The organism is Arthrobacter sp. ISL-95, from assembly GCF_018613695.1.
Lineage (GTDB): Bacteria > Actinomycetota > Actinomycetes > Actinomycetales > Micrococcaceae > Arthrobacter.
On record NZ_JAGGPR010000005.1, the window covers coordinates 514,127 to 539,995 of the forward strand.

The window sequence follows — 25,869 nt, forward strand, 5'->3', positions numbered from 1 at the left end:
GGTGCGCCAACCGGTCTGTTCCCGGTCGCAAGGTGAGTCATGACGGTTCCGGACACAGACTTGGACTTGGGGCGTTCGGCGTTCCACGAGCGCCGCTGGCACGATGCGCTCGAATGCCTCACCCGCGCCGATTCCGAGGGCGGACTACCTCCCCAGGACATTGAGTTGGCGGCATCAGTGGCGATGTTGCTTGGCTTGAATGCCCAAAGCATTGAGTACTTGGCCAGGGCTCACGATGAGTTCCTGACCATGGGAGACACTGACAGCGCCGCGAGGTGTGCGGCGTGGCTGGTCATGTTTCTGATGGACATGGGTGAGCCTGCCCGTGGCAACGGGTGGTTGTCCCGCGCCAAGCACTTGCTGGAGGGGATGCCTGGTCCGTGTGCAGCAGAGGGGTACCTCCTGATCCCGGCTGCCTTGGGATTGCTGCGCAGCGGAGCTCCGGAGGCGGGACAGGGACTGTTTACCAAGGCGTTGGAGCTGGGCACCTCGTTCCATGACAAAGACCTCCAAGCCATGGGCCGCCTTGGTATTGGCACCTCCCGGGTTTCCCTTGGTCAAGTGGAAGACGGTTTGCAGCTTTTGGATGAAGTGATGGTTTCGGTGACTGCTGGCGAAGTCTCTCCTATCCCGGCGGGCATCATTTACTGCGCAGTCCTGGGCAGTTGCCGTCTTTCCAACGATGTCCGCCGCGCCCACGAGTGGACTGCAGCCTTGGAACGCTGGTGCGGGGATCGCCCGGACATGGTGATGTTCAGCGGACAATGCCAGGCTTACCGCGCCGAACTTCTGATACTCCACGGAGCGTGGGATGAGGCATTGGCTGTGGCACGGGCCGCCGAAGGCAGGGTGAGGAAGGGCGACCCGGATGCAACGTTCGGATCCTGGTATCAGCAGGGCGAAGTCCTCCGCCTGCAGGGATTCTTGGAGGAAGCGGCCAAAGCCTACGCCACAGCCGCTGGGACCGGATTCGAACCTGTTCCCGGCATCGCACTGCTTCAGCTTGCCCAGCGCAAAACGGCTCAGGCTCAGGCCACCCTGCGGCGAGCGGTGGAAGGCGCCGACTCAGCCAACCGTCGTCGTCTACTGCCCACCGTGGTCGAAATTGAACTTGCCGCTGGAGACGTGGCCGCTGCCAGGCTCGCACTGGACGAACTGTCCGAGCCACTTCAGGAGGGCAGCCGGCCGCTGGAGCTGGCCCTCGCTGCCCACGCCGAGGCCCAGGTGCTGTTGGCTGAAGCCCAACCCCAGGCAGCCCTTCGTGAGTCGAGAAGGGCGTGGAGGATTTGGTACAGCCTCGAAGCTCCCTATCATGCCGCCCGGTGCAGGGTACTTGCCGGGCATGCGTGTGCCTTGTTGGGAGATCCCGATTCTGCCGCCATGGAGTTCGAAGCTGCCAAAGCAGAGTTCTCGGATCTCGGGGCGACGCCGGCAGTGGCCGAAGTCCTGGAACTCACCGGCGAGAAGAACAAGGGCAGCTCCCCGTTGACTGCACGCGAGGTGGAAGTGCTCCGGCTGGTGGCCGGCGGGCACGCGAACAGGACTATCGCCCGGGAGCTTTATCTCAGTGAAAAGACAGTGGCCAGGCATGTGAGCAACATCCTCTCCAAGCTCGCCGTGCCGTCCCGGGCAGCCGCTACCGGCTACGCCTTCGAACACGGATTGATTCGCTGAAGACCACTGCCCGTGCGCAGAAATACCCATGCCCCTTGGGGATGAGTGGCTCAATTGACCGATGCGGCCCCTGGCTCCGGGCTCATAGCGTGGCTCCTATCAGATCACTGCAAAGTTCAGTGATCCACAGCTAGCGAGATAGGAGACGATGATGTCCATGAATCACAATCCAGAGGTTGACACCGTCATTGTGGGAGGTGGCCAGGCGGGACTCGCGCTCGGGTACTGGTTGGCCAGGCAAGGCAGGAACTTCCTCATCCTGGACCAGCATCAAAAGGCAGGGGATGCCTGGCGTCAACGCTGGGACTCCTTGCGGCTCTTCACGCCGGCCAAGTATGACGGCCTTCCCGGCGCACCTTTCCCCGGCGACCCGTTGGCTTTCCCCACCAAAGATCAACTGGCTGACTACTTGGAAGATTATGTGCGCCGCTTTGATCTTCCCTACATACCCGGCGTACGCGTGGAGGACATCAGCCCTGACGGTGAGGCTTTTGTGATCCGGTCTGGAGGCCATGAATGGAGAAGCAAGAATGTGGTGATTGCCACCGGTGGGCACCGCATCCCCAAGGTGCCGGCCTTCGCGGGAGAACTGGATCCAGGCATCCTGCAACTTCACTCACAGGATTACAAGAACCCCGGTCAGTTACAGGAAGGCACTGTGCTGGTAGTCGGACTGGGAAATTCCGGAGCGGAGATTGCCCTTGAAGTTGCGCGCTTCCGTCCTACACTCCTTGCGGGCAAACCCAGCGCCGAGATGCCTATGCGGCACGGCCGGGCGGCGGCACGTTTCGCCCTGCCGGTGGTCCGCTTCCTGGGTCTCTACATCCTTAACCTCAACACACCCATGGGACGAAAAGCGGCCCCCAAGTTCAAGGCCATGGCCGCCCCGCTGATCCGCACCAAGACCAAAGACCTGGCTGCCGCCGGTGTCCTCCTCAGCCCCAGACTGGCTGGTATTCAGGATGGTCTCCCTGTCCTGGAAGATGGGACACGGGTGGAGGCCGCGAATGTCATCTGGTGCACCGGATATCACGAGGATTACTCGTGGGTGAACCTGCCGGCCTTTGATCACCGCGGTGAACCGAAGCAAACCAGGGGAGTGGCCAACGGCATCCCGGGCCTGTACTTCATTGGCCAGGAGTTCCTGTTCGCTGCTGCCTCGGCGACACTGCCGGGAGTCTGCCGGGACGCCCGATACCTCGCAGGGCGGGTCACGGCGCCTCGTTCCAGCGGCCTCGTCAACGTGTAATAGCTCACGTCTTGGAGGTTGTGCCGAGCATCAAGGTTGACGATCGCAGGGAGTATCAGCACAGGTCACGCACAGGTTTAGGTGGCACAATGTATGGCTGGACCTGTGCTGATGGGGCATCGAATGGCGGCCAGGAACACTCTTCCATATGGGTTGCGCGACTGAAAACGCGTAATATTGATGCTTTGTGCCACAGCTTTGAGGAACTGCCTACCGTGACGACGCCAACGATTTCCGCCCCTGCCCACCACGGTAGGCGGGCTTCCGGACCCGTTACGAAGTCTAAGTTCCGCCCCGAAATCCAAGGCCTTCGGTCCTTGGCCGTCCTCATGGTGGTGAGCTACCACATTTGGATCGGCAGGGTCTCCGGAGGTGTTGATGTCTTCCTTCTGATCTCAGCTTTCCTCATGACCCTCCAGTTCACCGGACGGTACAAGCAGGGCCGGCCCATGGACCTCGTGCGCCACTGGCTGCACTTGTTCAGGCGGTTGCTGCCCGCCGTCGTCGTGGTTCTGGTGTCAACGCTCGCAGCAACCTTTATTTTCCTGCCGGCCACGCGCTGGTTTGAGATTGTCCAGCAAACCTGGGCCTCGCTGTTCTACTTTGAAAACCGGCTGCTGCAGGATCTGGCGGTTGATTATTACGCCACAGACCACAGCATGGCCAGCCCTGTGCAGCACTTCTGGTCGCTGTCCATCCAGGGCCAGGTATTCATTATGTGGCCCATCATCTTTGCCACTGCGGCGCTGGTGTGCCGCCGTTTTGCCCTCCGATACCGCGCCACGTTGGTGTACATCTTCGCGATCATCTTCCTGGTCTCGTTCGTATACTCCATCATCTTCACTGCCAGCAACCAGGCAGTGGCATACTTCGATACCTTTGCCCGTTTGTGGGAGTTCGCCCTGGGCACGTTGGTGGCCTTGATCCTTCCCGCCCTGAACTTCTCCAAACCCGTCCGTGTGGTCATGGGCTGGGTTGGGGTGGCCGCGATGCTCACGTGCGGCATCCTGCTGCAGGTACAGACGGCGTTCCCCGGGTTTGTCGCTCTGTGGCCAACGCTGGCTGCGGTGGCCGTGATCGCGGCCGGTCAGACCGGGAGCCGTTTCGGCGTGGACCGGATTCTGAGTTCCAAATTTTTGGTCCGGCTCGGTGACAATTCCTACGCGCTCTACCTCTGGCACTGGCCCATCCTGGTGATTGCTTTGGCCTGGAGCGGCAAGGATCACGCAGGCTGGCTTTCCGGCACGGCCATCGTTGCGTTGTCGCTCATCCTGGCTTTCCTGACTACCAAGTTCGTGGAGAAGCCGTTCCGGGAATGGAAGTGGCCCGAGGTAAAGCGGCGCCGCTCGGTCATCGCGATCGTGGCCTGCCTTGCCGTGGTGTCCGCGCCACTCATGGCTTTCCAGTACCGCTTTGACCTGGACCAGCAAGCCGCGGAGGCGCGGATGGTCTTCGATAACCCCGGCGCTAAGGCTCTTCTGCCCACTTACGTCAATGAAGCGGCGCCGAATGCGCTCACTCAACCCACTGCGGAAAGGATCGGGCGCGACTGGGCCAATCTTCCCGACGGATGCTCCGGTGACACGAAACCTGAATCGCAGCTGCTGCAAGACAACTGCAAGCAGAACAGCGTGGGAGACGATGCCACCAAGACGGTGCTTGTAGTAGGCAACTCCCATTCCCAGCAGTGGCTCGCCGCCATGGAAGTACTGGCGGAGCAACACCATTGGCGCCTCTACTCCTTGCTGTACGGGGCGTGCCCCTTTATGACTGAAGATCCCGAGTCCGAGCCGGCCTGTAACAAGTTCAACAGTGAAGTTCGCAGCCATATCCGCGAACATGCGCCGGACGCCCTTTTCATGGTGGGAACGGCGGCTGTTTCTTCCTTGCCTGATGAAAGACTGACCCACGGTTTTGAGGACCTCATTCCCGAGGTCACAGGCCTGGGCATCCACGTGGTGGCGGTGCGGGACAACCCCCGGTTTACGTACAGCCTGACGGACTGCACCCTCGCCAAAGGGGTGGACAGCCCGGATTGCCGCCCGCTCAAGGCCGATGTCCTGGCTGAACCCAGCCCCTTTGATGCGGTGACGGGTAAGTACGAGGATCTTTCCTTAGTGGATATGACAGACCTGATGTGCCAGGGGCTCTACTGCCCACCGATCATCGGGAACACGTTCGTCTACTTGGATGACAACCACCTGACCAAAACCTACGTCAAGAGCATGGCAGGCATGCTGGATGAAAGGTGGTTTGCCGCGACAGGGTGGCAACGATGATGGAGACACGCACCGCCGTACTGGCCACTTCCGCAGAAAAGCCCGCCCCGCGGGCAAAACCCGGTTTCCGCCCCGAAGTCCAAGGCCTGCGTGCACTGGCCGTGCTGATGGTTGCGGCTTACCACATCTGGCTCGGCAAGGTCTCCGGCGGTGTGGACGTCTTCCTGCTGATCTCGGCTTTCCTGCTGACGTTGTCCTTCACGCGCAAGCTCGAAAGTGGCACGCCACTCCGGCTTTTGCGCCACTGGCTCCATGTGTTCAAGCGTCTGCTGCCCGCCGTCGTCGTTGTCCTCCTGGCGATCCTCGCCGGCACCTGGGCGCTGATCCCGCAGAGTCGGTGGCCCGATGTCCTCACCGAAGCTTGGGCATCTCTGATGTACCGGCAAAACTGGCAGCTTGCCGCCTTCGCGGTGGACTACTACGCCCAGCAACACGTGGACGCCAGCCCCCTCCAGCATTTTTGGTCGCTGTCAGTCCAAGGCCAAGTGTTTATTCTGTGGCCGTTGATCTTCGCTGGAGTTGCCTTGCTGCAGCCGCTGCTGGCCAGGCTGCTTCCGCAGCGGAAGGCCCTTAGCCACAGGCAACTGCTGTTCATCGCCTTCGGTGCGGTCTTTTTGACATCGCTCGTGTTCTCCATCGAGCAGACCGCCGCCAACCAGGCTTACGCCTACTTTGACACCCGTGCCCGCCTGTGGGAGTTTGCCCTGGGGTCCCTGCTGGCCTTGGCGATTCCGTACCTCAAACCAGGACGCCGCCTCAGTGTTGTCCTGGGGTGGGCCGGTATTACGGCAATGCTCGCCTGCGGGCTGGTCCTCCCGGTGGACCGTTCCTTCCCGGGGTTTGTGGCTCTTTGGCCCACCCTTGCAGCGGCGGCCGTAATCGTGGCTGGTCACAGCGGCAGCCGCTTCGGCGCAGACCGTCTCCTGAGTTCGCGACCGCTGGTCATGCTGGGCGACAACTCATATGCTCTTTATTTGTGGCACTGGCCCTTGTTGGTGTTCTTCCTCCTGGCCTCCGGCACCACCGCCCCCAGCCTCCTTGAGGGCTTGGGAATCATGGCGGTGTCCCTGCTGCTCGCGGTCGTCACCACGAGGTTCGTGGAAGTACCCCTGCGCAGCTGGAAGTGGCCGGACGTGCGGTCCTGGCGGGCCGCCGTCGTGATTGTCTCCTGCGGTGCGCTGCTGGCGTTACCCGTCACTGCGTGGCAAAGCGCCATCACCGCGGAAGCGGCGGCGATTGCCGATCAGCCACACGAACTGACGCCCGGCGCGGCAGCGCTGGCGCCTGACTACGCCGGTCAGCCGAGTGAAGAAGCCCTGATCATCCCAGCGCCGGCGGCCATGAAGGACGAGTGGGCAAACGTGGACGGGGCATGTACAGGGGACAATGTGTCTACCGACTCGGTGCTGGAGGGATGCCTGCAGAATGAAGAACCGGAGGTTGTCACCAAACGAATTGTTGTGTTGGGTGACTCCCACTCCCAGCAGTACATGGCTGCACTCGGTCCGATTGCCAAACAGCACGGCTGGGAAGTGGTGACACTGCTCAAGGGTGGCTGCCGGTTCGGCGCCCAATCTCCGGAACGTGAAGAGTTCTGCAACGACTTCAACAGGGCAAGTTCTGCCTACGTATTGGAGCACAAGCCCGACGCCGTGTTCACGGTGGCGTCGCTGACACACGTGGACGCGCCCTTCGAGACCGAAGTGCCCGGGTACCTTGAAGGCATCAAGCCGTTCACGGACCTTGGAATCGATGTGGTGGGTGTCCGGGACAACCCGCGTTTCAGTTTCAACATGCCTGAGTGCGTCCAGAAGAAGGGTAAGGATTCGCCCGACTGCAACGTGCCGCTTGAAGAATCGTTGGCGGAGTCCTCACCTTTGGACGATTACGTCGGCAGGGTGGATGGTCTCTACCTCATGGACATGAGCGATTTCATCTGCGAGCAAGGCACGTGTCCGGCTGTTGTGGGAAATGTCTATGTCTACAAGGACGACAACCACCTGTCCAAGACTTACGTGCAGACTATGATTCCGATGTTTGAAGAGCGGCTGCTGGCCGCTACCGGGTGGTCCGCCGGTTAGGTTCCGCGACTACCGGCCGGGCGAACTTACGACGGCGTCCTGCCGCCGGCGCTGTTGCCCAGTGCTGTTGCTCACACTCAGGCCTCGCGGAATATGGCGATCGGCGCGAAGGTTCTAGTATTTATCCAATACCTTCTGCACAGGTACCTTAATGCACAGGCCAGTCCCGTAATGACGGGCTGGTCATCAGTTGCAACCCCTACCAGTTAAGCCCCCAGAACCCAGGTAAGAGGCGCACACTCATGACCCAGCCCGAACACGATCCCTTTGGCTTTGTTGGCCTGACCTACGACGACGTCTTGTTGCTCCCCGGCCACACTGACGTGATCCCGTCCGACGCAGACACCTCGTCCCGCATCTCCAAGCGCATTTCCGTTCAGACTCCCTTGCTTTCAGCCGCAATGGACACCGTTACCGAGTCACGCATGGCCATCGCCATGGCCCGCCAAGGTGGTTTGGGCGTGGTTCACCGCAACCTGTCCATCGATGACCAGGCCGAGCACGTTGATCGCGTCAAGCGCAGCGAATCGGGCATGATCACCAATCCGTTGACCATTGGCCCGCAGGCAACGTTGCAGGAATTGGACGAGCTCTGCTCCCGCTACCGCGTTTCCGGCCTGCCCGTGGTGGACACCGATGGACGCTTGCTGGGCATTGTCACCAACCGGGATACGCGCTTCATTCCGGAATCGGAATTCCCGCTGCGCAGTGTCAGCGATGCCATGACCAAGATGCCGCTCATCACCGGTCATGTGGGCATCAGCCGTGAGGAAGCTTCGCACAAGCTGGCCACCAACAAGATCGAGAAGCTCCCGCTCGTTGATGAACAAGGCCGCCTCATGGGTCTCATCACCACCAAGGACTTCACCAAGGCCGAGCAGTACCCGTTGGCCACCAAGGATGACGAAGGCCGCCTCCGCGTGGGTGCCGCAATCGGCTTCTTCGGTGACGGCTGGGAGCGCGCCATGAAGCTCGTCGACGCCGGCGTGGACGCACTGTTTGTTGATACCGCCAACGGACACTCCCAGGGTGTGCTGGACATGATTCGCCGCCTGAAGTCCGATCCCATAGCTGCGCACGTGGACATCATCGGGGGCCAGGCTGCCACGCGTGAGGGTGCACAGGCTCTGATCGACGCCGGTGCTGACGGCATCAAGGTGGGCGTGGGCCCGGGTTCCATCTGCACCACCCGCGTGGTTGCCGGTGTGGGCGTGCCGCAGATTACCGCCATCTACGAATCCGCCAAGGCCGCCATCCCTGCCGGCGTTCCGCTGATTGCCGACGGCGGCCTCCAGTACTCGGGCGACATCGGCAAGGCACTGGTTGCCGGCGCCGACACCGTGATGCTGGGATCCCTCCTTGCCGGCTGCGAGGAGTCCCCGGGCGAGCTCATTTTTGTCAACGGCAAGCAGTTCAAGAGCTACCGTGGCATGGGCTCCCTTGGCGCCATGCAGTCCCGCGGCAAGAACACGTCCTACTCCAAGGACCGCTATTTCCAGGCTGACGTATCCGGCGATGACAAGCTCATCCCCGAAGGCATTGAAGGCCGGGTTGCTTTCCGGGGCCCGCTGGCTTCGGTGGCTTACCAGTTGGTTGGTGGCCTCCGCCAGACCATGTTCTACACAGGCGCCCCCACCATCCCGGAACTGAAAGCACGCGGCAAGTTCGTCCGTATCACCCCGGCTGGACTCAAAGAGTCCCACCCGCATGACATTCAGATGACGGTCGAGGCACCCAACTACGGTTCCCGCTGATCCATTACCTGCGTAAACAGATGTTCCTCGTGGAAGTTTCCACGGGGAACATCTGTTTAACAAGACGCGGCAGAATTGTCGGTCCCTAAGAATAGGCTGGGCACATGTCAGAAAAGCCCGCGCAACCGCGGCACCCGGAGTCGGTCCGGCTGAATTCAACCCCACCGGGCAAGACGCCGCCCCGCAAGCTGGCCTTGCGGCCGTACGCTCGCGCCGTCGGGCAGGTCCTCAAGGTGAGCTTCAAAGCCTCACCCGGCGCGGTCATCATGAAGGTGGCAGGGTCGCTCATCTCGGCCACCCTTCCGCTGGTCACCACCTACTTCGCCGCCCTGACCACCACAGCGCTGGCGGCCGGTTATGCAGGCGACCCCGACGCCGGCCCTCGGGCCATCCTGTACGTCATCATCACCGCGGCGCTGGGATTGTTCTGGGGCGCCTTCAACAGCGTTGACCGGTACATCCAGCAGCTGATGAGCTTCAAAGTCGGTGCAATCGTGGGCGACATGATGTACCAGCGGTTCCTGGCGCTGGAGTTCTGGCGCTATGACGACAAAGAAACGGTGGATCTTTACGACCGCGCCAAACGGTTCTCCGATTCATACGCCCGCGTGCTGGACCGGATTGCAGCCATCTTCACGCAGTTCGTTTCCGTGGTCCTGGCCATTGGTGCTTTGTTGCTGGTTAGCTGGTGGATCGCGGTCATTGTCCTGGTAGCCATCGTGCCCAGTGTCTACCTGCAGTTCAAACTGTCCCGCGAGCAGATCGCGCACTGGAATACGCAGGTGGACTCGCGGCGGCAACGCCGGATGATCGAACAAAACCTGCTCCGGCCACAGCACATCGCAGAGATGCGGCTTTACGGGATCGTTGGATACCTCATGGACCTGAGGTCGAGGCTGCGCGACGCTGACGAGCGCAGGCGCCTGGACTTCCAGAAGCGCTACATCCCCAAGCAGTTGGTTGCCGATTCCCTCCAATACGGTGCCGAGGTTGTGTCCTTGGTCTGGGTGGTTGGACAGATCATCGCAAGGGCGCAGCCGGTGGGACAATTCCTCTACGTCCAGCAGATTGTGAGCCGTGCGCTTTCCACCGCCAACAGCCTCGTCTCCTCGCTGAGTTCCATTGATGAGGACCTTGCCAACCTCAAAGACTACGAGCTTTTCATGGCCCTTCCCGTCCCCAGCGGAAAAGAGAAACCTCTTCCTAAGTCGCCAACCACTGTGGAGCTGCGGGACATCCGGTTCAGCTACACGGGGACCGACATCGAGGTCATCCGGGGGATTTCCATGACCATCAAGGCCGGTCAGCACATCGCCATTGTGGGGGAGAACGGTGCCGGCAAGTCCACGCTGATCCGTATCCTGGCAGGGCTGTACCGCCCCGATTCCGGCCAGGTCCTGCTCGACGGTGTGGACCTCGCCGGGATTGACGTGACCAGCTGGCACCGGCACCTGGCAGTTCTGAGCCAGGAGTTCCTGAAATATGAATTCGCCACCGCCGCGGAGAACATCTACCTGGGAGATGTGGACCAGCCCAAGGACGATGCCCGTATCCGGCGGGCGGCCTCGGACGCCGAAGCCATGGAGTTCATCAACAAGTTGCCCAACGGACTGGAGAACCACGTCAGTAACTGGATGGAGGACCCCCGGGGACGCAAGGGAAGCGGGCTCTCAGGCGGCCAATGGCAGAGGCTGGCCATGGCCCGGAACTTTTACCGGGACGCCTCGTTCATGGTCATGGACGAGCCCACTTCTGCCATCGATGCTTTGGCGGAGCATCGTATCTTCACCAGGCTCTTCGCGGACCGGAGCAGCACCATCATTGCCATCAGCCACCGCTTGGCCACCATCGAGAAGGCGGACATCGTGTACATGCTGGAGGACGGCCGCATCGCAGAGCAAGGAACACACAAGGAACTTGTGGCCCTGAGGGGACGGTACTTCCGGATGTTCGAATCCCAACTCTCGGCGGACGAGACCAGCCGCAACATTCCCTGAGGCTTAGAGCGGGCCGTATCCGGCCTCGCCATAGGGGTCACGCCAGGTGGCGAGGTCCTGTTCCAGAAGCGCCCGGAAGTGAGGATCATCTGCAGCCTTGCGACGAAGTGATTCCCGGGATCGGCCCAAGATGGTGGCCGGGACAATGATCGCGGCCACCAGAAGGCAGATGATGAACACAAGAACCGTGGCCAGCGTCAGCAGTTGGGCGGGATCCTGCCAGGTGGATGGTTTAGCCGTAAGGGCGAACAGCCCGATGAAGACGATCACGATAAAGCCCATGAAGGAGAGCGCTCCCCGCAAACTGCCGGGCCCACGGTTGACGAGCGCCCGGCTTGATTTCGGCAACCGGTCCCGCACCCGTACGTAGAAGAAGCCACAGAGCCCGGCGATGACCGCCCCGGGAAGGCTCAGGGACGGAACAGTCAAGAAGGTGCCCAGCCGAAGGGCCAGGAGGGCGCCTAAGAGGATGAGGGCTGCGCCGATCCCGATTCCGGCAGCCCAAGCACCCATATAGGAGCCGCGCGCGCTGGCGATTTCGCGCAGGCGGGAGCGCGCATTCGCCGGAGTGATGGCGGAAAGCTCCGGGGAAAGCCAGTAGTCCAAGGGGCGGGCAGGGTGCGAAAGCGGAGTTGGGCCGGTCTGGTAGCTCACCCGGGGTACTGCTCCAACCCTGCGCGGATGCGGGCGTTGAATTGCTCAGGGGACAGGGCAGACGACTTCAGGTTCTCGCCTTCACCTGCTGCAATCGACAGGGAGCCATCGGCCTCCGCCTTGACGTGAACTGCACGGGAGGTTCCGTCATTGAAATGCTGGCGGGTAGTGGCTGCTGCGGGGAATCCATCCGGCGCCTGGTTCAGATAGTAATCAGCCATTTGCACTGCCGTGGTGATCATGCCTTCGGAGCCGGTCAGGGGATGGAGTTCGTGAACGCCGTACTTGTTCAGGTTGAGCAGAAGGGCGCCTTGTTCTGCGCCGAACATAAAGGAGACATGCTCGGAGGAAGGGGTCACAAGAGCTGTTTCCAGCCATGACGTGGCATCCGCCAAGACAGCCGTCACCGTGGCGGCCGGACCGACCGGCTGGAGCGAGTCGTTGTCAATCTTCATCAACCCACGCTCCAGCAGCGTAGAGACACCGGCCTGTTCCAGCGGTGCGCCGGCGGCATGGTCGAGGCGGAACAAGGTCTGACATCTCAGCGCGGCATCGGTGCCAGCTAGCGCAATGAGAGCGATGAGCTCATGCTCGGTGATGAGCAACGCCGGGATTTCTTCGTTCTGGGTGGTCATTTCTGCCTTCTCTTCAGCGGTTCTGTATCCAGTCTAGGAAGTGGCGCGATCATGTGAGCCATCCCCAGACCTTCTTTGCGCCGTCGGCTACGGCCTCGCCAACGTCCTGGGCGCCTTCCCACACATGCTTGGCGCCGTCAGCCACCATGGAAGAAGCGGAGTCGTAGCCCATATTGGTGGCCAGGAGGCCCAGCCCGCCCCAAGCAATTCCGGCGATGGCGCAGGCAGGGCCGATCACGGGAATAAAGCTACCCACGGCCAAGGCAGCGGAGATGCCGCCGTCCACTGCGACTCCTGGATGTCCTGTCTGAATGCCCTGATAGACCTGCAACCCGCCAGTGACAAGACCCAGGGCTCCGGAGAGTCGGCCAAGCATCGCGCTGCCATTGAGTAGTTGCGTGCCTTTGACGTACCCGGCGCCGGCGGTCTGACCGTATTGGGCACTGAGCCAGGGCCATTTGGTCAGCTCCGTGACCAACCCGCCTTTGGCCATCTGTGCCAGGAGAGAGTCCGCGACTACGCCGTTCGCCGTCACGAGAGCGTTTCCGGCCCACCATTCCGTGCTGCCGGTGACGCTGAGGAGTCCTTCCAATCCGGTAGTAGAAGAGTCCTGGTTTCCATTGTCAGCAGGAACCTGTGGATTATTCGGTCCGCCCGGGCCGCCTTGGCCGCTGGCCTTGTGCTGTTCATCAGCTTGGGTGCGGAGCGTCTTGGACACGTCATCCAAGGAACGGGACGTCTTGTGCAGCATGGGCCGCAGTGTGCTGCTCCATTCGCGGCGGAAGCGCTCTCCGTCGGTTCCTTTCCACGCAACGCTGGAGATCAGGCTGTTGATGTGGAGTTCCTGGTTCTGGAGCTGGCTGCCGGCCTGTCCCATTTGTTTGGATAACGACCGGAGCTGTTCAATGTCGGCTCCGTAGAATCCAGGCGCCATGGGTCCCCCTTGCATGGTTTGTGTGTTTCCGAAGGCTATCGGATTCGTCCGGGACTCTGCCATGGGCACCGCTGCCCATGTGAAAAGCATGCCCTCATACGCCGGGGGTGCCTACTTTGCCGGGGACACACTTTATTCGTCGAATCGGGGTTCCGGGAGGGGTCCAGTAAAGTAAGAGCCGTGACTTATGAGATTGAGATTGGCCGTGGCAAGCGTGGGCGTCGTGCCTACTCCCTGGATGACATCGCGATCGTTCCGAACCGGCGGACGCGTGACCCGAAGGACGTCTCTGTCTCCTGGCAGATCGACGCCTACAAATTCGACATGCCTGTCATCGCTGCGCCGATGGACTCGGTGATGTCACCGGAGTCCGCCATCGCCTTGGGGCGTCTGGGTGGCCTCGGCGTCCTGGATCTTGAAGGACTGTGGACCCGGTACGAGGACCCGCAGAAGGTTCTTGATGAGATTGCCGCCCTGGCCGACGAGACCAGCAGCCCTGCCGTTACGCGGCGTATGCAGGACCTGTACCAGGCTCCCGTGCAGCCGGAACTCATCAGTTCCCGCCTGGCCGAGATCCGCGCTGCGGGCGTGACCGTAGCCGGTTCCCTCACTCCACAGCGCACCCAAGAGCACTACAAGACCGTGGTGGCCGCCGGCGTCGACATCTTTGTTATCCGAGGCACCACCGTCTCTGCCGAGCATGTCTCCAAGAACCACGAACCGCTCAACCTCAAGCAGTTCATCTACGAACTCGATGTTCCCGTCATCGTCGGCGGCGCAGCCGGATATACTCCTGCCCTCCACTTGATGCGAACAGGCGCCGCCGGCGTCCTGGTCGGATTCGGAGGCGGCGCCACAAGCACTACCCGCCGTGCGCTGGGTATACATTCGCCTATGGCTTCGGCCATCTCCGACGTCGCTGCCGCCCGCCGCGACTACATGGACGAGTCGGGCGGACGTTACGTCCACGTCATTGCCGACGGCGGCATGGGCAGCTCGGGCGACATCGTCAAGGCCATCGCCATGGGCGCAGATGCCGTCATGCTCGGAAGCGCGCTTGCCCGCGCCGAAGAAGCCCCTGGCCGTGGCTGGCACTGGGGTCCGGAAGCTCACCACCTCGAGTCACCGCGCGGTGACCGCGTCAACGTTGGCACGGTCGGCCCGCTCGAGGAGGTCCTGTTCGGACCTGGCCACCATACCGATGGAACTTCCAACCTGATTGGCGCCCTGCGCCGCTCGATGGCGACCACCGGTTACTCGGATCTGAAAGAGTTCCAACGGGTAGACGTCGTCGTCTCGCCGTATCTCGGCTAGGCCTCCCGCTGGAGGGCCCCGGAAGCAGGTCACGCCTTGCTTCCAGGGCCCTTTGTCGGTGTTCGGACCGGATGCACCGGGCCGGAGGCGCCTGTCCGGGTGCAACTGTTCGGCAGCCCTGCCCAAGGCGGCGAGCAACAAGTAGGGTAGGGGACTACCAAGCTGTTGCGTTTGAGGAGGGGTCCGATGAGCAATGTCGCAGGCGGTCCGCAGGTGAATTCACCGGGAGCACTGAGCCCGGAATCCCGCGCCGCATCAATCGAAGTCTTGAAGGGTACCGCGCAGGCGGGCAAAGAGCTCGACATCCTGATTGTCGGAGGCGGCGTGGTGGGTGCCGGGGCAGCTTTGGATGCCGTAACCCGTGGCCTCACCGTAGGAATCGTGGAGGCCCGGGACTGGTCGTCCGGAACATCGTCGCGATCCTCAAAGCTCATCCACGGTGGACTGCGGTACCTGGAGATGCTCGATTTCGGCCTCGTCCAGGAAGCCCTCCAAGAACGGGGCCTGCTGATCCAGCAGATCGCCCCGCACCTGGTACGCCCTGTCCCATTCCTTTACCCGCTGACACGCCGTATCTGGGAGCGACCATACGTGGGCGCGGGGATCATGCTCTATGACACTCTGGGCCTGACATCCGGCCATAGCCGGGGCGTCCCCATGCATAAGCACCTGTTCCGGCGCGGAACCCTCCGCGCCGCTCCGAGCCTCAAGGAAGATGCCTTCGTAGGTTCCATCCGTTACTACGATGCCCAAGTGGATGACGCCCGTCTAGTGGTCAACCTTGTGAGGACTGCGGTGCACTATGGTGCCCACGCTGCGAATCGCGTCCGCGTGGTGGACTTCCTCCGCGAAGGGGAACGCGTTGTCGGGGCCAAGGTGGAGAACCAAGAGGACGGCAGCGTCTTTGAAGTACGGGCGAAGCAAGTGGTCAACGCCACCGGTGTCTGGACCGATGAAACGCAGGCGATGGTGACGGACCGGGGCCAGCTCAAAGTCCGTGCGTCCAAAGGAATCCACCTTGTTGTGCCGCGGGACCGGTTCCAGTCCACGGTCGGGCTGATTCTCCGCACCGAAAAATCAGTGCTCTTTGTGATCCCTTGGGGTCGGCACTGGATTATCGGCACTACTGATACCGATTGGACGCTGGACAAAGCCCACCCGGCAGCTTCCAGCAAGGACATCGATTATGTGCTGGAGCATGTCAACAAGGTCCTCAAACGTCCGCTGACCCGTGAGGACGTGGAAGGCGTTTACGCAGGCCTCCGCCCGCTGCTGGCCGGGGACAATGACTCCACGGCCAAGCTGTCCAGGGAGCATGTGGTGGCGCACCCGGTACCCGGACTGGTGGTAGTAGCCGGGGGAAAGTACACAACCTACCGGGTCATGGCCAAAGATGCCGTGGACGAAGCTACCAGGGCCATGGACGAACGTGTTCCATCCAGCTGCACTGAAACCATTCCCCTCCTCGGGGCAGAGGGATTCAAAGCCGCTTGGAACCGGCGTGGCAAGTCAGCAGAACAAGCCGGAGTGCATGTGGCGCGGGTGGAGCACCTCCTCAACCGTTTCGGTTCCATGACCCCCGAAGTCCTGGAGATCATCGCCGCCCGACCGGAATTGGGGGAGCCTCTTCCCGGTGCGGATGACTACTTGGCCGCCGAAGTTGTTTATGCAACAACCCACGAGGGCGCACGTCACGTTGACGACGTCCTGACCCGCCGCACCCGCATCTCCATCGAAGCATGGGACCGGGGTGTGTCTGCCGCGCCCGTTGTAGCTAAGCTGATGGGAGAAATCCTTGGCTGGAGCGAGACTCAGCGCGAAAGCGAAATCAAGCACTACCTGGCGCGTGTGGAAGCTGAACGGCTTAGTCAGCAGCAACCCGATGACGAATCGGCCGATGCTGCGCGCATGGGAGTGGATGACATCGTTCCTCTTCGCTGACCAGCTCAAGGAATTGGGGCCGGCAGGCCACACGGAGGGAACCTAACTTGGCTGAACCACTTGACCGGTACGACGCAGAACTGACAACCCCGGATACGGTCATCCTTGAACTTGTTGCCCGGGACAAGATCGATGCCGCAGCACAACTGGCTCACAGGCTCCACGCAGCAGGCAGGATTTCCAACCTCGAGGCCTTTCTGGAGCAAGTGCATTCACGGGAACACCAGCTTGCCACCGGTCTTCCGGGCGGGATCGGCCTACCGCATGCCCGCAGCGAATTCGTGGACAGGATCTCCATTGCCGTTGGCGTGACGAAATTTGGCCATGCCTTGGACTTTGGAGCCACCGATGGTCCGGCAACCCTGATCCTCCTGATCGCCACGCCCGCCAGTTCCTTCTCCGACCACCTCGAGGTTCTGGCCACGTTGGCCCGATCCCTTTCAAAGGAGTCATTCCGGGAATCCCTGCGCAGGGCGCACGATCCCGAGGTCATTTCCGAACTCATCAACTCCAGCCTGGTGTTTTTCGACCATTAAAGATTGGGGCAGGCCCTTTCGTGTCGACTTCGTCGCCACGTAGGGACCCTGCTGCCCCACTCTAGGGGCAGGCCCTTTCGTGTCGACTTCGTCGCCACGTAGGGACCCTGCTGCCCCACTCTAGGGGCAGGCCCTTTCGTGTCGACTTCGTCGCCACGTAGGGACCCTGCTGCCCCACTCTAGGGGCAGGCCCACTGACCCAAGTTCAGGGCAGTTGCCGATCTCGTTTCGTTGTTCTACAACCGGACGAAGTACGGTTAAGGGGTGTTGAAAACCGCGTTGAAACCCCGCTGGATCGCAGGACTGATCTTTGCGCTTCTGTTGTCCGGGGTGTTTGTGCTGCTCAGCCAATGGCAGCTCAGCCGGTCCTCCCAGCACGAGCCCCCGGCGCCGTCCAGCATCGAGGAAGTAAAACCCCTGGTGGATGTCCTCAAACCGGGCAAGTTCTTTCCCGGTTCGGTTTCGGACCAGATGGTCTCCGCCACTGGAACCTACGATCCCCAGAAGCAGGTCCTCGTAGAGGGCCGCCTCTACAACAACCAAAAGGGCTTCTGGATCGTCTCTGCCCTTGCCGTCAACGACGCTCCTACGCTCAACGGCGCAGGTGCCTCACCCGAGACATGGATTCCGGTAGCCCGCGGCTGGGTGGCTGATGCCGCCCAAGCCGGCCCGCCGCCGTCGGGCATCATCACAGTGACTGGGCGTCTCATCCCCTCCGAAGCGCCTGTGCCAAACGTCGACGCCGGTCCAAGCCGCGCGTCCGCAGTTTCGACCGCAGAACTCATCAATAAGTGGGAAGTGTCCAGTTACCAGGGTTTCATCGCCGCGACGTCCGAAGTTTCGGACGGCGTCACGATTCCCCTCGGGAACGACGTCCAGGCGCTCAACATCCCGGCGCAGCCCCCTGCAGAGCAGGTCAACTGGCTGAACCTCTTCTACGCAGTGGAATGGGTTGTCTTCGCCGGGTTCTCGATCTTCATCTGGTGGCGCCTGGTGAAGGACGATTACCGGCGCGACCTTGAAGAAGATGAGTACGAGGATGACGAGTTCGACGACGACGAGTCCACCGACGCCGGCCATCCCGAGGCAACCACAGAACCTACAAGCCCAGAGCCAGAACAAAAGGTGCAGCAATGATTGAGCCAAAACCGGCTATCCAGCCCGAACAGTCCGGACCCAAGCCCAAGAAGCGGCGCTTCGGCGGGACAGAAGCACAAATTCGTTCGGCGTTGAAGTTCTACAAGGTCATGGCGTACCTCACCGGCGCCATGCTTCTTCTGCTGTGCGCCGAGCTGATCGCCCGCTACGGTTTCGGCGTTTCACTGTTCGCCGGCGGTACGAATGCAGTTACGGGCCAGCCGTTTGGTTTCGGCTTTGCGGAGTCCGAACCCAAGGGCGTCATTGGCGGCTTCAATATCTCCACCTCGGTGCTGATTGTGCATGGCTGGATGTACGTGGTCTACCTGGTTTCGAACTTCCGCCTCTGGTCTCTGATGCGCTGGCCGTTCTCCAAAATGGTCCTCTTAGCGCTTGGTGGCGTCATCCCGTTGCTGTCTTTCATCGTGGAGAAGAAATTCCACGCGCAAGTGGAAGCGGAACTCGCAGCCAATCCGCAGGCGTCCAAGCGCTACTAGGACCTACCGCATCCAAGTGTGAGATCCCTAACGGCGGGGCTGTTTTGGGCCTTGGATGCCTTTTCCAACGTGCACCGGGGCGGCCCGGCAAAGTAGTCTTGTCTGGTGACTACTCCCACCGCACCCCAAACTTCCCAGAAGCCGGTGCTGGTTGTTGACTACGGTGCCCAGTACGCGCAGCTGATTGCCCGCCGCGTCCGCGAAGCGAATGTGTATTCGGAGATTGTTCCGCATACCTTCACCACCGAGCAGCTTCTGGCCAAGAACCCGGCAGCCATCATTCTCTCAGGAGGGCCCTCCAGCGTTTACGCGGAGGGCGCGCCGTTCGTGGGTGCGGACCTCTTCGAGGCCGGCGTTCCCGTTTTCGGAATCTGCTACGGATTCCAGGCCATGGCGAATGCCCTGGGCGGCAAGGTGGCCCAGACCGGCTTGCGGGAGTACGGCGCCACCGAAGCACTTCTTGTGGGTGATGCACGCTCAATCCTCGACGGCGTCCCGTCGTCCCAGAACACGTGGATGAGTCACGGAGACTCCGTTCACGAGGCCCCCGAGGGCTTCGAGGTGCTGGCAACTACGGCCGGCGCCCCGGTGGCTGCGTTCGCCAACGATGAGAAACGCCTTTACGGTGTGCAGTGGCACCCGGAAGTGAAACACTCCGTACTTGGACAGCACGTCCTGGAGAACTTCCTGTTCAAGGGCGCGGGGTTGAGCCCCAACTGGACCACGGGCAACATCCTCGAAGAGCAGGTGGACCGGATCCGCCAACAGATCGGTGACTCCAAGGTCATCTGTGGCCTCTCCGGTGGCGTCGATTCCGCCGTAGCTGCGGCTTTGGTCCAGCGCGCTGTTGGTGACCAGCTCACGTGTGTATTCGTTGACCACGGCCTCCTGCGTGAAGGCGAAGCCGAACAGGTTGAACGCGACTTCGTGGCGGCCACCGGCGTCAACCTGTACGTTGCCAACGAGCAGGAACGCTTTCAGTCCGCATTGGCCGGCGTCAGCGATCCTGAGACGAAGCGCAAGATCATTGGCCGCGAATTCATCCGTGCCTTCGAGGAAGCGGAACGGGCCATCATCGCCCAGGCCGCTGCCGAGGGTGAAAAGATCAAGTTCCTCGTCCAGGGCACGCTGTACCCGGACGTCGTCGAATCAGGCGGCGGCGAAGGTGCTGCAAACATCAAGAGCCACCACAACGTGGGCGGGCTTCCTGAGGATCTGCAGTTCGAGCTCGTCGAGCCGCTGCGGGCCTTGTTCAAGGACGAAGTCCGCGCCGTCGGTGCTCAGCTTGGGCTGCCGCAGGAGATCGTCGGCCGTCAGCCTTTCCCGGGCCCCGGCTTGGGAATCCGCATCGTGGGCGAAGTGACCAAGGAGCGCCTGGATCTGCTGCGCAAGGCTGATGCCATTGCGCGTGCGGAGCTCACGGCCGCAGGCTTGGACAACGACGTCTGGCAGATGCCGGTAGTCCTCCTGGCCGATGTGCGCAGCGTTGGCGTCCAGGGTGACGGCCGTACCTACGGCCACCCCATTGTGCTGCGTCCGGTGTCTTCGGAAGACGCCATGACGGCGGACTGGTCGAGATTGCCGTACGACCTGCTTGCCCGGATCTCCAACAGGATCACCAATGAGGTGGATGGAGTTAACCGCGTGGTGCTGGACGTCACCAGCAAGCCACCGGGAACCATCGAGTGGGAATAGCACTTTGAGTGGCCGGCTTCCTCTGGGAGGCCGGCCATTTTGCTTGAACCTGGGATGCTTCTTTGTCCCACATTTTGCTTACAGCTGTGAAATGACGGCGAATTTCGCAGTGGAACAGCGTTGCGATGCGAGCTGTCCGAGGATTCCCGCTACCCTCGAAAGTATGCCGGTATGGTCCAAGGCGTCTAAAGCAAGTACAGAAAAGAAGGCAGAAGTCGTGTCAGTAGGTCAAGGCCAGGAAGAGGGCTCCGAAGAGCTCCGCAAATGGCTGTCTGGTCTCAAGCCCGTCACCGGGGCGGACACCATGCTGCGCTTCGTGAAGACGCCGGAAGGCGCCATCGATCTCAGCAACGCCCACCCTTCAGGACTGGCGCAGTTGCTCGCGGGCCGACGAACACGTCTGTCCACGCTCATCAGGGATCGTCAACAGTACTTGGTGGCCGCCAGGGCGGCTCGAAACATCCGGTCCAAGATCTTCGAGCTCAGCAACGACCGCGGCATAGAGGCCGGGTACTTGTCTGCGGGTACCGTGGTGTGGACCTCTGCCGTAGGTGGCAAGCCCCAGCGTGTTTCCGCACCCGTGATGCTCACGTCCATCGTCCTGACGGTCCGGCCGGGCGAAGATGACTTTGAACTCCAGCTCACCGAGCAAGCGAGAATGAACCCGGCATTGGTGCGCCATCTGAAGACAGTTCATGGCATCGTCTTTGACGTCAACGCTGTGGCGCGCATGGCCTACAACACAGCCCGGCTTGATCCCCAGCCGGTCCTGGACCGTTTGTCCACGCTGATTCAGCCGATTCATGGTGCCGAGGTGGAGTTCAACCTGCTGGTCACTACGCTGGCTGACCTCTCGGGCAACCTTGATGATCCATGGATCAACATGAACAACCCCACGGTTGCGGCCCTCTCCACTGCCGCCAACGGCGGAGACATTGAGCCGGAGCCGATCAAGGCCGGCCGGTTCCCCAGCCTGGACCTTCGGGATCCTGCAGACGAACTTCTTTTGCTCGATGCTGATACGGATCAGCAGTATGTTGTGGACGCCGTTCGAGCCGGGGACTCACTTGTTGTCAGCACCCCGCCAGGTAGCGGCCAGACGCAAACCGCCATCAACGCCATCGGTGCATTGGTCAGCGAAGGCAAGTCCGTGCTGGTGGTGGGAGACAGGCAAGCCAGCCTTGCAGGACTTTCCGGCCACCTTGAATCGCTGGGCCTCGAGTCGATGCTCTTCCGGCCTGGCAACGGAACCACGCCTCAGCAACTCAAGGGCCAGCTGGTCAGGGCCATCATGCGCAATGAGAAAGCGCTTGAACCCCAGCTGGGCAACCTTCACCAGACGCTTACGGGCCACCGTCATGCCTTGATGGACCACGTCGCCTCGCTGCATAACGTCCGTGAGCGCTGGGGTTGCTCGCCCTATCAGGCAATGCAGTCACTTGCTGAATTGACGTCCATACACCCGGCACCGTCTACTACGGTGCGCTTGAAGCGAAGCGTTCTGGACAACATCAAGGACCGTGAAGAGCTCGCTGGCCGGCTGCGCCGGGCTGCTGAGCTAGGCAGTTTCAGCAGGGCCTCCACCTCCAGCCCTTGGTATGGTGCCCGTCTGGTAACCCGGAAGGAAACCGAGGAAGCACAGCAGCTTGCGCGCTTGGCCGAGGAGAAACTCCCGGTCCTGCGGGATCGCATGAAGCAGGTTTCCGATCACGCAGAGATTCGCTTGGGCGAAACTTTCACTGAGTGGGGCGCCCAGCTGGAACTGCTGATCGCCGTACGTGAGAGCTTGGATAAGTTCACTCCGGACATCTTTGACCGGCCGGTGCACGATCTCATCTCAGCCACTGCCAGTTCTGCCTGGCGCCGTGAACGCAATCTTGAGATGCCCTCCATGCAGCGCTCCCGCCTGCGCAGGGTGGCTAAGGAATATGTGCGGCCGGGCGTTCACATTGCGGACCTTCACAGCTCCTTGGTGCTGGTCCAGGAGCAGCGTGCTCTATGGGCAGGCTATGCAACAACCCAGCGGCACCCGGCTGTTCCTTCCGGCCTTGCCGACCTCGGTGCACTCTACCGGGAACTCGATGGCGAGCTGCGCCGCCTTGGTGATGCGCTCAAGCACACCTCTGATGGTGGCTCGCTGCACGGGACACCGTATCCGCACCTCATGGAACGGTTGGAGCGGCTTGTTGCAGACACAGCCACGTTGGAGACGCTTCCTGAGCGGACGCTCCTCATTGAGGAAATGCGCGAGCATGGACTCGGTGAGCTGCTGGCGGATCTTGCTGCCCGGGAAGTCCCGGCTTCGTCTGTTGCCGCCGAACTGGATCTGGCCTGGTGGCAGTCCGCTTTGGAAGCCATGATCAGCGGTGATGATTACCTCGCCATGTCTGACGGTGATTCGTTGCGCCGCCTCGAAGCGGAGTACCGCCTTGCCGACCAAGCACACATTGCCAGTGGCGCCGCCCGCCTCCGCTGGCAGCTGGCCCAGAAATGGCGTCAGGGTCTCCTTGAGCACCCCAGACAGGCTGAGCTGCTCCGTGCCCTGTTGAAGGATGGCCGGGTGACACTGCCCGCCCTGAGCGCTCAGGCCCCGGATCTGGTGCCCCTGCTGGTGCCGGTATGGTCCGTCAGTCCTTACTTGCTCACCGGGGTTCTCCCTGCAGAGCAGAAATTCGACGCCGTGGTGATCATCGACGCCGAATCCACGTCGCTGCAGGCCGTTCTCCCGGCAATCGCGAGAGCGCGCCAGGTGGTTGCCTTCGGTGATGCCAAGATTGCCCACGCGCGCACGTTTAGCGTCGCCGTGGAGCCGCCGGTTGCCGGAGTGGCCAGCCATGAGAACGTGGACAGTGCGTTCAAGGCATTGGCCAGGGTCCTTCCCACCTGGCAGCTGAACTGGGTCTACCGTGCGGTGGACGAGGACCTGATCCTCCAGTTGAGCAAGAATTACTATGACGGTGGCCTACGTCGTTTGCCCGACGGTAACTCGGTCACAGGCTTGGACCGCTCCATTCACGTGGAGTACATTCCGGATGGCACCGGGTTGCCCGGGGCTGATCACGAGGGCGTCGAGTCCGTCACTGCAGAGGTCAACCGTGTGGTGGATCTTGTCTTCGAACACGCCAGGCTCCGGCCCCGTACATCCTTGGCCGTAGTTACCGCAAGCTTGCGCCATGCTGCCAGGATTGGCGAGGCCATCAGGCTCCAGTTGCCCAACCACCCCCTGTTGTCGACTTTCTTTGGAGCAGGCCCTGAATCCTTCCGCGTGGTTGACCTTGAGCGTGCCCAAGGTCTGGTGCGTGACCACGTAATCTTCTCGCTGGGGTATGGCCGCACACCGCATGGCCGTGCGCTCCATTCTTTCGGTCCGCTGTCCACCGAGGGCGGGCGTAACCGTTTCGCCCTGGCAATGACACGTGCGCGACGCTCCATGCACGTCCTGACGTGCTTCCGGCCCGAGGATCTTGACCTTGATCGCCTGGCCCATGGTGCAGTGGACTTCTACGAACTGCTGGACCGTGAGCTTTCCGGGAACAGTAATCTCGGAACACCGGCCTCCCGCGCTGTAGCCAGTGAGCAGGCTTTGGGTGAAGATCCGTTGGTGGCCGATCTTGGCGAACGCTTGCGCGCCCGTGGAGCCCGGGTATGGCATCTTTACGATGGCGTGCTGGATATCGCGGCGGCGGCTGACCCGGTACACACCATCGGCCGTGAGGGTGCTGAAATCCCCACCCCAGTCGCCATCGAGTCCGATGGCACCGAACGGTACCGGCGGATGAGCGTCCGTGAACGGAGCCGGTTGCGGCCGCAACTGCTGGAGCGCATGGGCTGGCGTTACATGTCGCTCTGGACGATCGAGGTCTTCACTGATCCTTCGTCCTGCGCGGACCGGATTGGCTCTTATCTTGGTCTTGAGAATCACATCGCCCAGTCGGCCTCGGCCCACAGTGGTTTCCTTCACGCACATGCGGAAGAATTGAATTCGGGAAATGACCAGCCCTTGTTGGCCGGAGATTCCGTTGACCATGCTGAGGTTGAAGAACCCCAACGCGACGTTCATGAGGCAGAGAATCCGAAAGAAGCACCACTGATGGATCAGGAAACAGGCGAGGATAGCGCTACTGAGGAATCCGGCGAGAAGAGCACCGGTTCTACGGAGGAGGCTGGGGATCCGAAGTCCGCGGCAGCCAAGACCGGGTCCACCGGGATTCTTCCCACGAAGGCCGCCGAGGATGATCCCCGGCGCTGGGGCGATGAGTCCAATTACGATCATGAGCAGTGGCTGAAGGAACAGAAGCCCCCACACTGGGGCTGAGCGGCCAGGGATCACTGAGCAGCCCATTACGGACTGACTAAGACAAAGAAAAGCTTGCCTTGCGTTGATGCGCCGGCAAGCTTTTCTGCTTGTTGAGGATCGGCAGCTACCACCACCAGGCCGTCAGTGTCGCCTGTCCCCAGCCATTCACCGGGCTTGCCGCCCTGGGCTGAGGTCCAGAGGACGGGTACGGGGCCCGCAAGGATTTGGCTTTGCCTTGCTTCGTCGTAGGACCCGGCTGCTGTGAGGATTACTGTGACCAGTTGGCCGGGGGAGAGGAGTTGGATGGATGAGGGATCGGCCATCCGGAGGGGGACCGCTGCTGAGCCCACGGGCGCTCCTGTCAGAAGGCCTGGGCCAAGCAGGCTCGACTCCGAAGGTATTTGCCCTCTGCCGAGAGGGGATGCGAGCTGGCGGCCAACAAGGGCGCCGACGCTGTCCGAAGCTCCGCTGACGGCGAGGTTGGGTGGCACCTCAATACTTGTGAAATCAGTTGCAGTAAGGCTGGTCCCCGTTGGGAGGTCCCGGGCTGCCACAAGGATGCTTACACGCTGCTCCGACGCAGGGGTGAGATGCTGGACGGCGAGGCCGGCAGCCACGCATAACAGGAGCGCTACTGCCAAGCGGCGGTTGCGTGCAATCCAGGAGCCGAAACCTGGGCGCTGCCCTCGCTGACTGGAACGAACTCCTGGACGATTGCGGCTGAACCGAGAACCGGTGCGGGCGCGGGAATGCGGTAGGAGTGAGGGCGTAAGGCTTAGCGGTGGCCAATTACCGGCGGCCCGCGATGAGCGTTCAGAGCGTTCGAGGAAGGCGCTGCGTGACATTTGTGGCATGCCGCCACGTTAGCCAGCTTTCCAGGCCACAATAAGCGCCCGGTTGCCTTATGTGGAAAACCGGTTAGCTGCTTGCCGCTGCGGTTGCCGGTGCTGCTGCAGGTGCCGGTGAAGAAGCAGCCGGCGCCGCCGAAACGGCACTGCCTTTGGTATCGCGGGAATCAGTCCGGTAGAAGCCGGAGCCCTTGAAAACGACGCCTACGCTGTTGAACTTCTTCCGAAGAGCGCCCTTGCATTCGGGGCACTCCGTCAGGGAGCTGTCAGAGAATGACTGGACGATGTCAAAGGCATGGTTACAGTCTTTGCAGGCGTATGCGTATGTGGGCACTGAGTTCCTCCTT

18 protein-coding genes are annotated in these 25,869 nt (G+C 61.6%); 13 read left to right on the top strand and 5 right to left on the bottom strand.

All coding sequences use genetic code 11. The features are described from left to right. Positions 1-39 precede the first annotated feature (39 nt). From J7I86_RS08605 to J7I86_RS08630, 6 genes are all read left to right on the top strand, one after another. Positions 40-1,674 carry a helix-turn-helix transcriptional regulator gene (locus J7I86_RS08605; RefSeq protein ID WP_214819028.1) on the top strand — a complete coding sequence of 545 codons (1,635 nt, stop codon included), beginning with the start codon at positions 40-42 and terminating at the stop codon, positions 1,672-1,674. Between the two features lie 151 nt (positions 1,675-1,825). Then, a complete protein-coding gene (locus J7I86_RS08610; RefSeq protein WP_214819613.1) occupies positions 1,826-2,923 on the top strand; it encodes an NAD(P)/FAD-dependent oxidoreductase in 1,098 nt (365 codons plus the stop codon). A gap of 215 nt (positions 2,924-3,138) precedes the next feature. Then, positions 3,139-5,202 (top strand): acyltransferase family protein, encoded by a 2,064-nt coding sequence (locus J7I86_RS08615; protein WP_214819029.1) that lies wholly within the window; start codon positions 3,139-3,141, stop codon positions 5,200-5,202. Then, positions 5,202-7,283, top strand: a complete 2,082-nt coding sequence (locus J7I86_RS08620) for an acyltransferase family protein (RefSeq protein ID WP_396019866.1) — start codon at positions 5,202-5,204, stop codon at positions 7,281-7,283. The genes J7I86_RS08615 and J7I86_RS08620 overlap by 1 nt, the downstream gene beginning before the upstream one ends. 242 nt (positions 7,284-7,525) lie before the next feature. Beyond that, positions 7,526-9,037 carry an IMP dehydrogenase gene (gene guaB, locus J7I86_RS08625; protein WP_091468897.1) on the top strand — a complete coding sequence of 504 codons (1,512 nt, stop codon included), beginning with the start codon at positions 7,526-7,528 and terminating at the stop codon, positions 9,035-9,037. Between the two features lie 104 nt (positions 9,038-9,141). Continuing rightward, a complete protein-coding gene (locus J7I86_RS08630) occupies positions 9,142-11,034 on the top strand; it encodes an ABC transporter ATP-binding protein (RefSeq protein ID WP_214819031.1) in 1,893 nt (630 codons plus the stop codon). A gap of 3 nt (positions 11,035-11,037) precedes the next feature. On the opposite strand, the gene J7I86_RS08635 is transcribed toward J7I86_RS08630, so the two are convergent. Genes J7I86_RS08635 through J7I86_RS08645 form a run of 3 tightly spaced genes read right to left on the bottom strand, consistent with a single transcriptional unit; the run spans position 11,038 to position 13,257 of the window. Next, positions 11,038-11,688, bottom strand: a complete 651-nt coding sequence (locus J7I86_RS08635; RefSeq protein ID WP_214819032.1) for a hypothetical protein — start codon at positions 11,686-11,688, stop codon at positions 11,038-11,040. Next, positions 11,685-12,323 (bottom strand): hypothetical protein, encoded by a 639-nt coding sequence (locus tag J7I86_RS08640; protein WP_214819033.1) that lies wholly within the window; start codon positions 12,321-12,323, stop codon positions 11,685-11,687. The genes J7I86_RS08635 and J7I86_RS08640 overlap by 4 nt, the downstream gene beginning before the upstream one ends. Positions 12,324-12,372: 49 nt before the next feature. Continuing rightward, positions 12,373-13,257, bottom strand: coding sequence for a WXG100 family type VII secretion target (locus J7I86_RS08645; protein WP_214819034.1), 885 nt, complete (start codon positions 13,255-13,257; stop codon positions 12,373-12,375). A gap of 180 nt (positions 13,258-13,437) precedes the next feature. On the opposite strand from J7I86_RS08645, the gene J7I86_RS08650 reads away from it, so the two are divergent. From J7I86_RS08650 to J7I86_RS08680, 7 genes are all read left to right on the top strand, one after another. Then, a complete protein-coding gene (locus tag J7I86_RS08650) occupies positions 13,438-14,571 on the top strand; it encodes a GuaB3 family IMP dehydrogenase-related protein (protein ID WP_024817526.1) in 1,134 nt (377 codons plus the stop codon). 186 nt (positions 14,572-14,757) lie between these two features. After that, positions 14,758-16,512, top strand: coding sequence for a glycerol-3-phosphate dehydrogenase/oxidase (locus J7I86_RS08655; protein WP_214819035.1), 1,755 nt, complete (start codon positions 14,758-14,760; stop codon positions 16,510-16,512). A 47-nt stretch (positions 16,513-16,559) separates the two neighbouring features. Further along, entirely contained in the window at positions 16,560-17,048 is a 489-nt protein-coding gene (locus J7I86_RS08660) for a PTS sugar transporter subunit IIA (protein WP_214819036.1), read from the top strand. A gap of 264 nt (positions 17,049-17,312) precedes the next feature. After that, positions 17,313-18,185: an SURF1 family protein gene (locus J7I86_RS08665; protein ID WP_214819037.1), complete on the top strand. Its 873-nt coding sequence runs from the start codon at positions 17,313-17,315 to the stop codon at positions 18,183-18,185. Then, positions 18,182-18,682, top strand: coding sequence for a DUF3817 domain-containing protein (locus J7I86_RS08670; protein ID WP_017200326.1), 501 nt, complete (start codon positions 18,182-18,184; stop codon positions 18,680-18,682). The genes J7I86_RS08665 and J7I86_RS08670 overlap by 4 nt, the downstream gene beginning before the upstream one ends. A gap of 105 nt (positions 18,683-18,787) precedes the next feature. Continuing rightward, a complete protein-coding gene (guaA, locus tag J7I86_RS08675) occupies positions 18,788-20,377 on the top strand; it encodes a glutamine-hydrolyzing GMP synthase (protein ID WP_017200327.1) in 1,590 nt (529 codons plus the stop codon). A 163-nt stretch (positions 20,378-20,540) separates the two neighbouring features. Beyond that, positions 20,541-24,692, top strand: coding sequence for a DUF4011 domain-containing protein (locus tag J7I86_RS08680; RefSeq protein ID WP_214819038.1), 4,152 nt, complete (start codon positions 20,541-20,543; stop codon positions 24,690-24,692). A 26-nt stretch (positions 24,693-24,718) separates the two neighbouring features. On the opposite strand, the gene cpaB is transcribed toward J7I86_RS08680, so the two are convergent. Together cpaB and J7I86_RS08690 are read right to left on the bottom strand one after the other, a co-directional pair. Further along, positions 24,719-25,315, bottom strand: a complete 597-nt coding sequence (gene cpaB / locus J7I86_RS08685) for a Flp pilus assembly protein CpaB (RefSeq protein ID WP_286179486.1) — start codon at positions 25,313-25,315, stop codon at positions 24,719-24,721. A gap of 277 nt (positions 25,316-25,592) precedes the next feature. Next, positions 25,593-25,856: an FmdB family zinc ribbon protein gene (locus J7I86_RS08690; RefSeq protein ID WP_214819040.1), complete on the bottom strand. Its 264-nt coding sequence runs from the start codon at positions 25,854-25,856 to the stop codon at positions 25,593-25,595. Positions 25,857-25,869 lie beyond the last annotated feature (13 nt).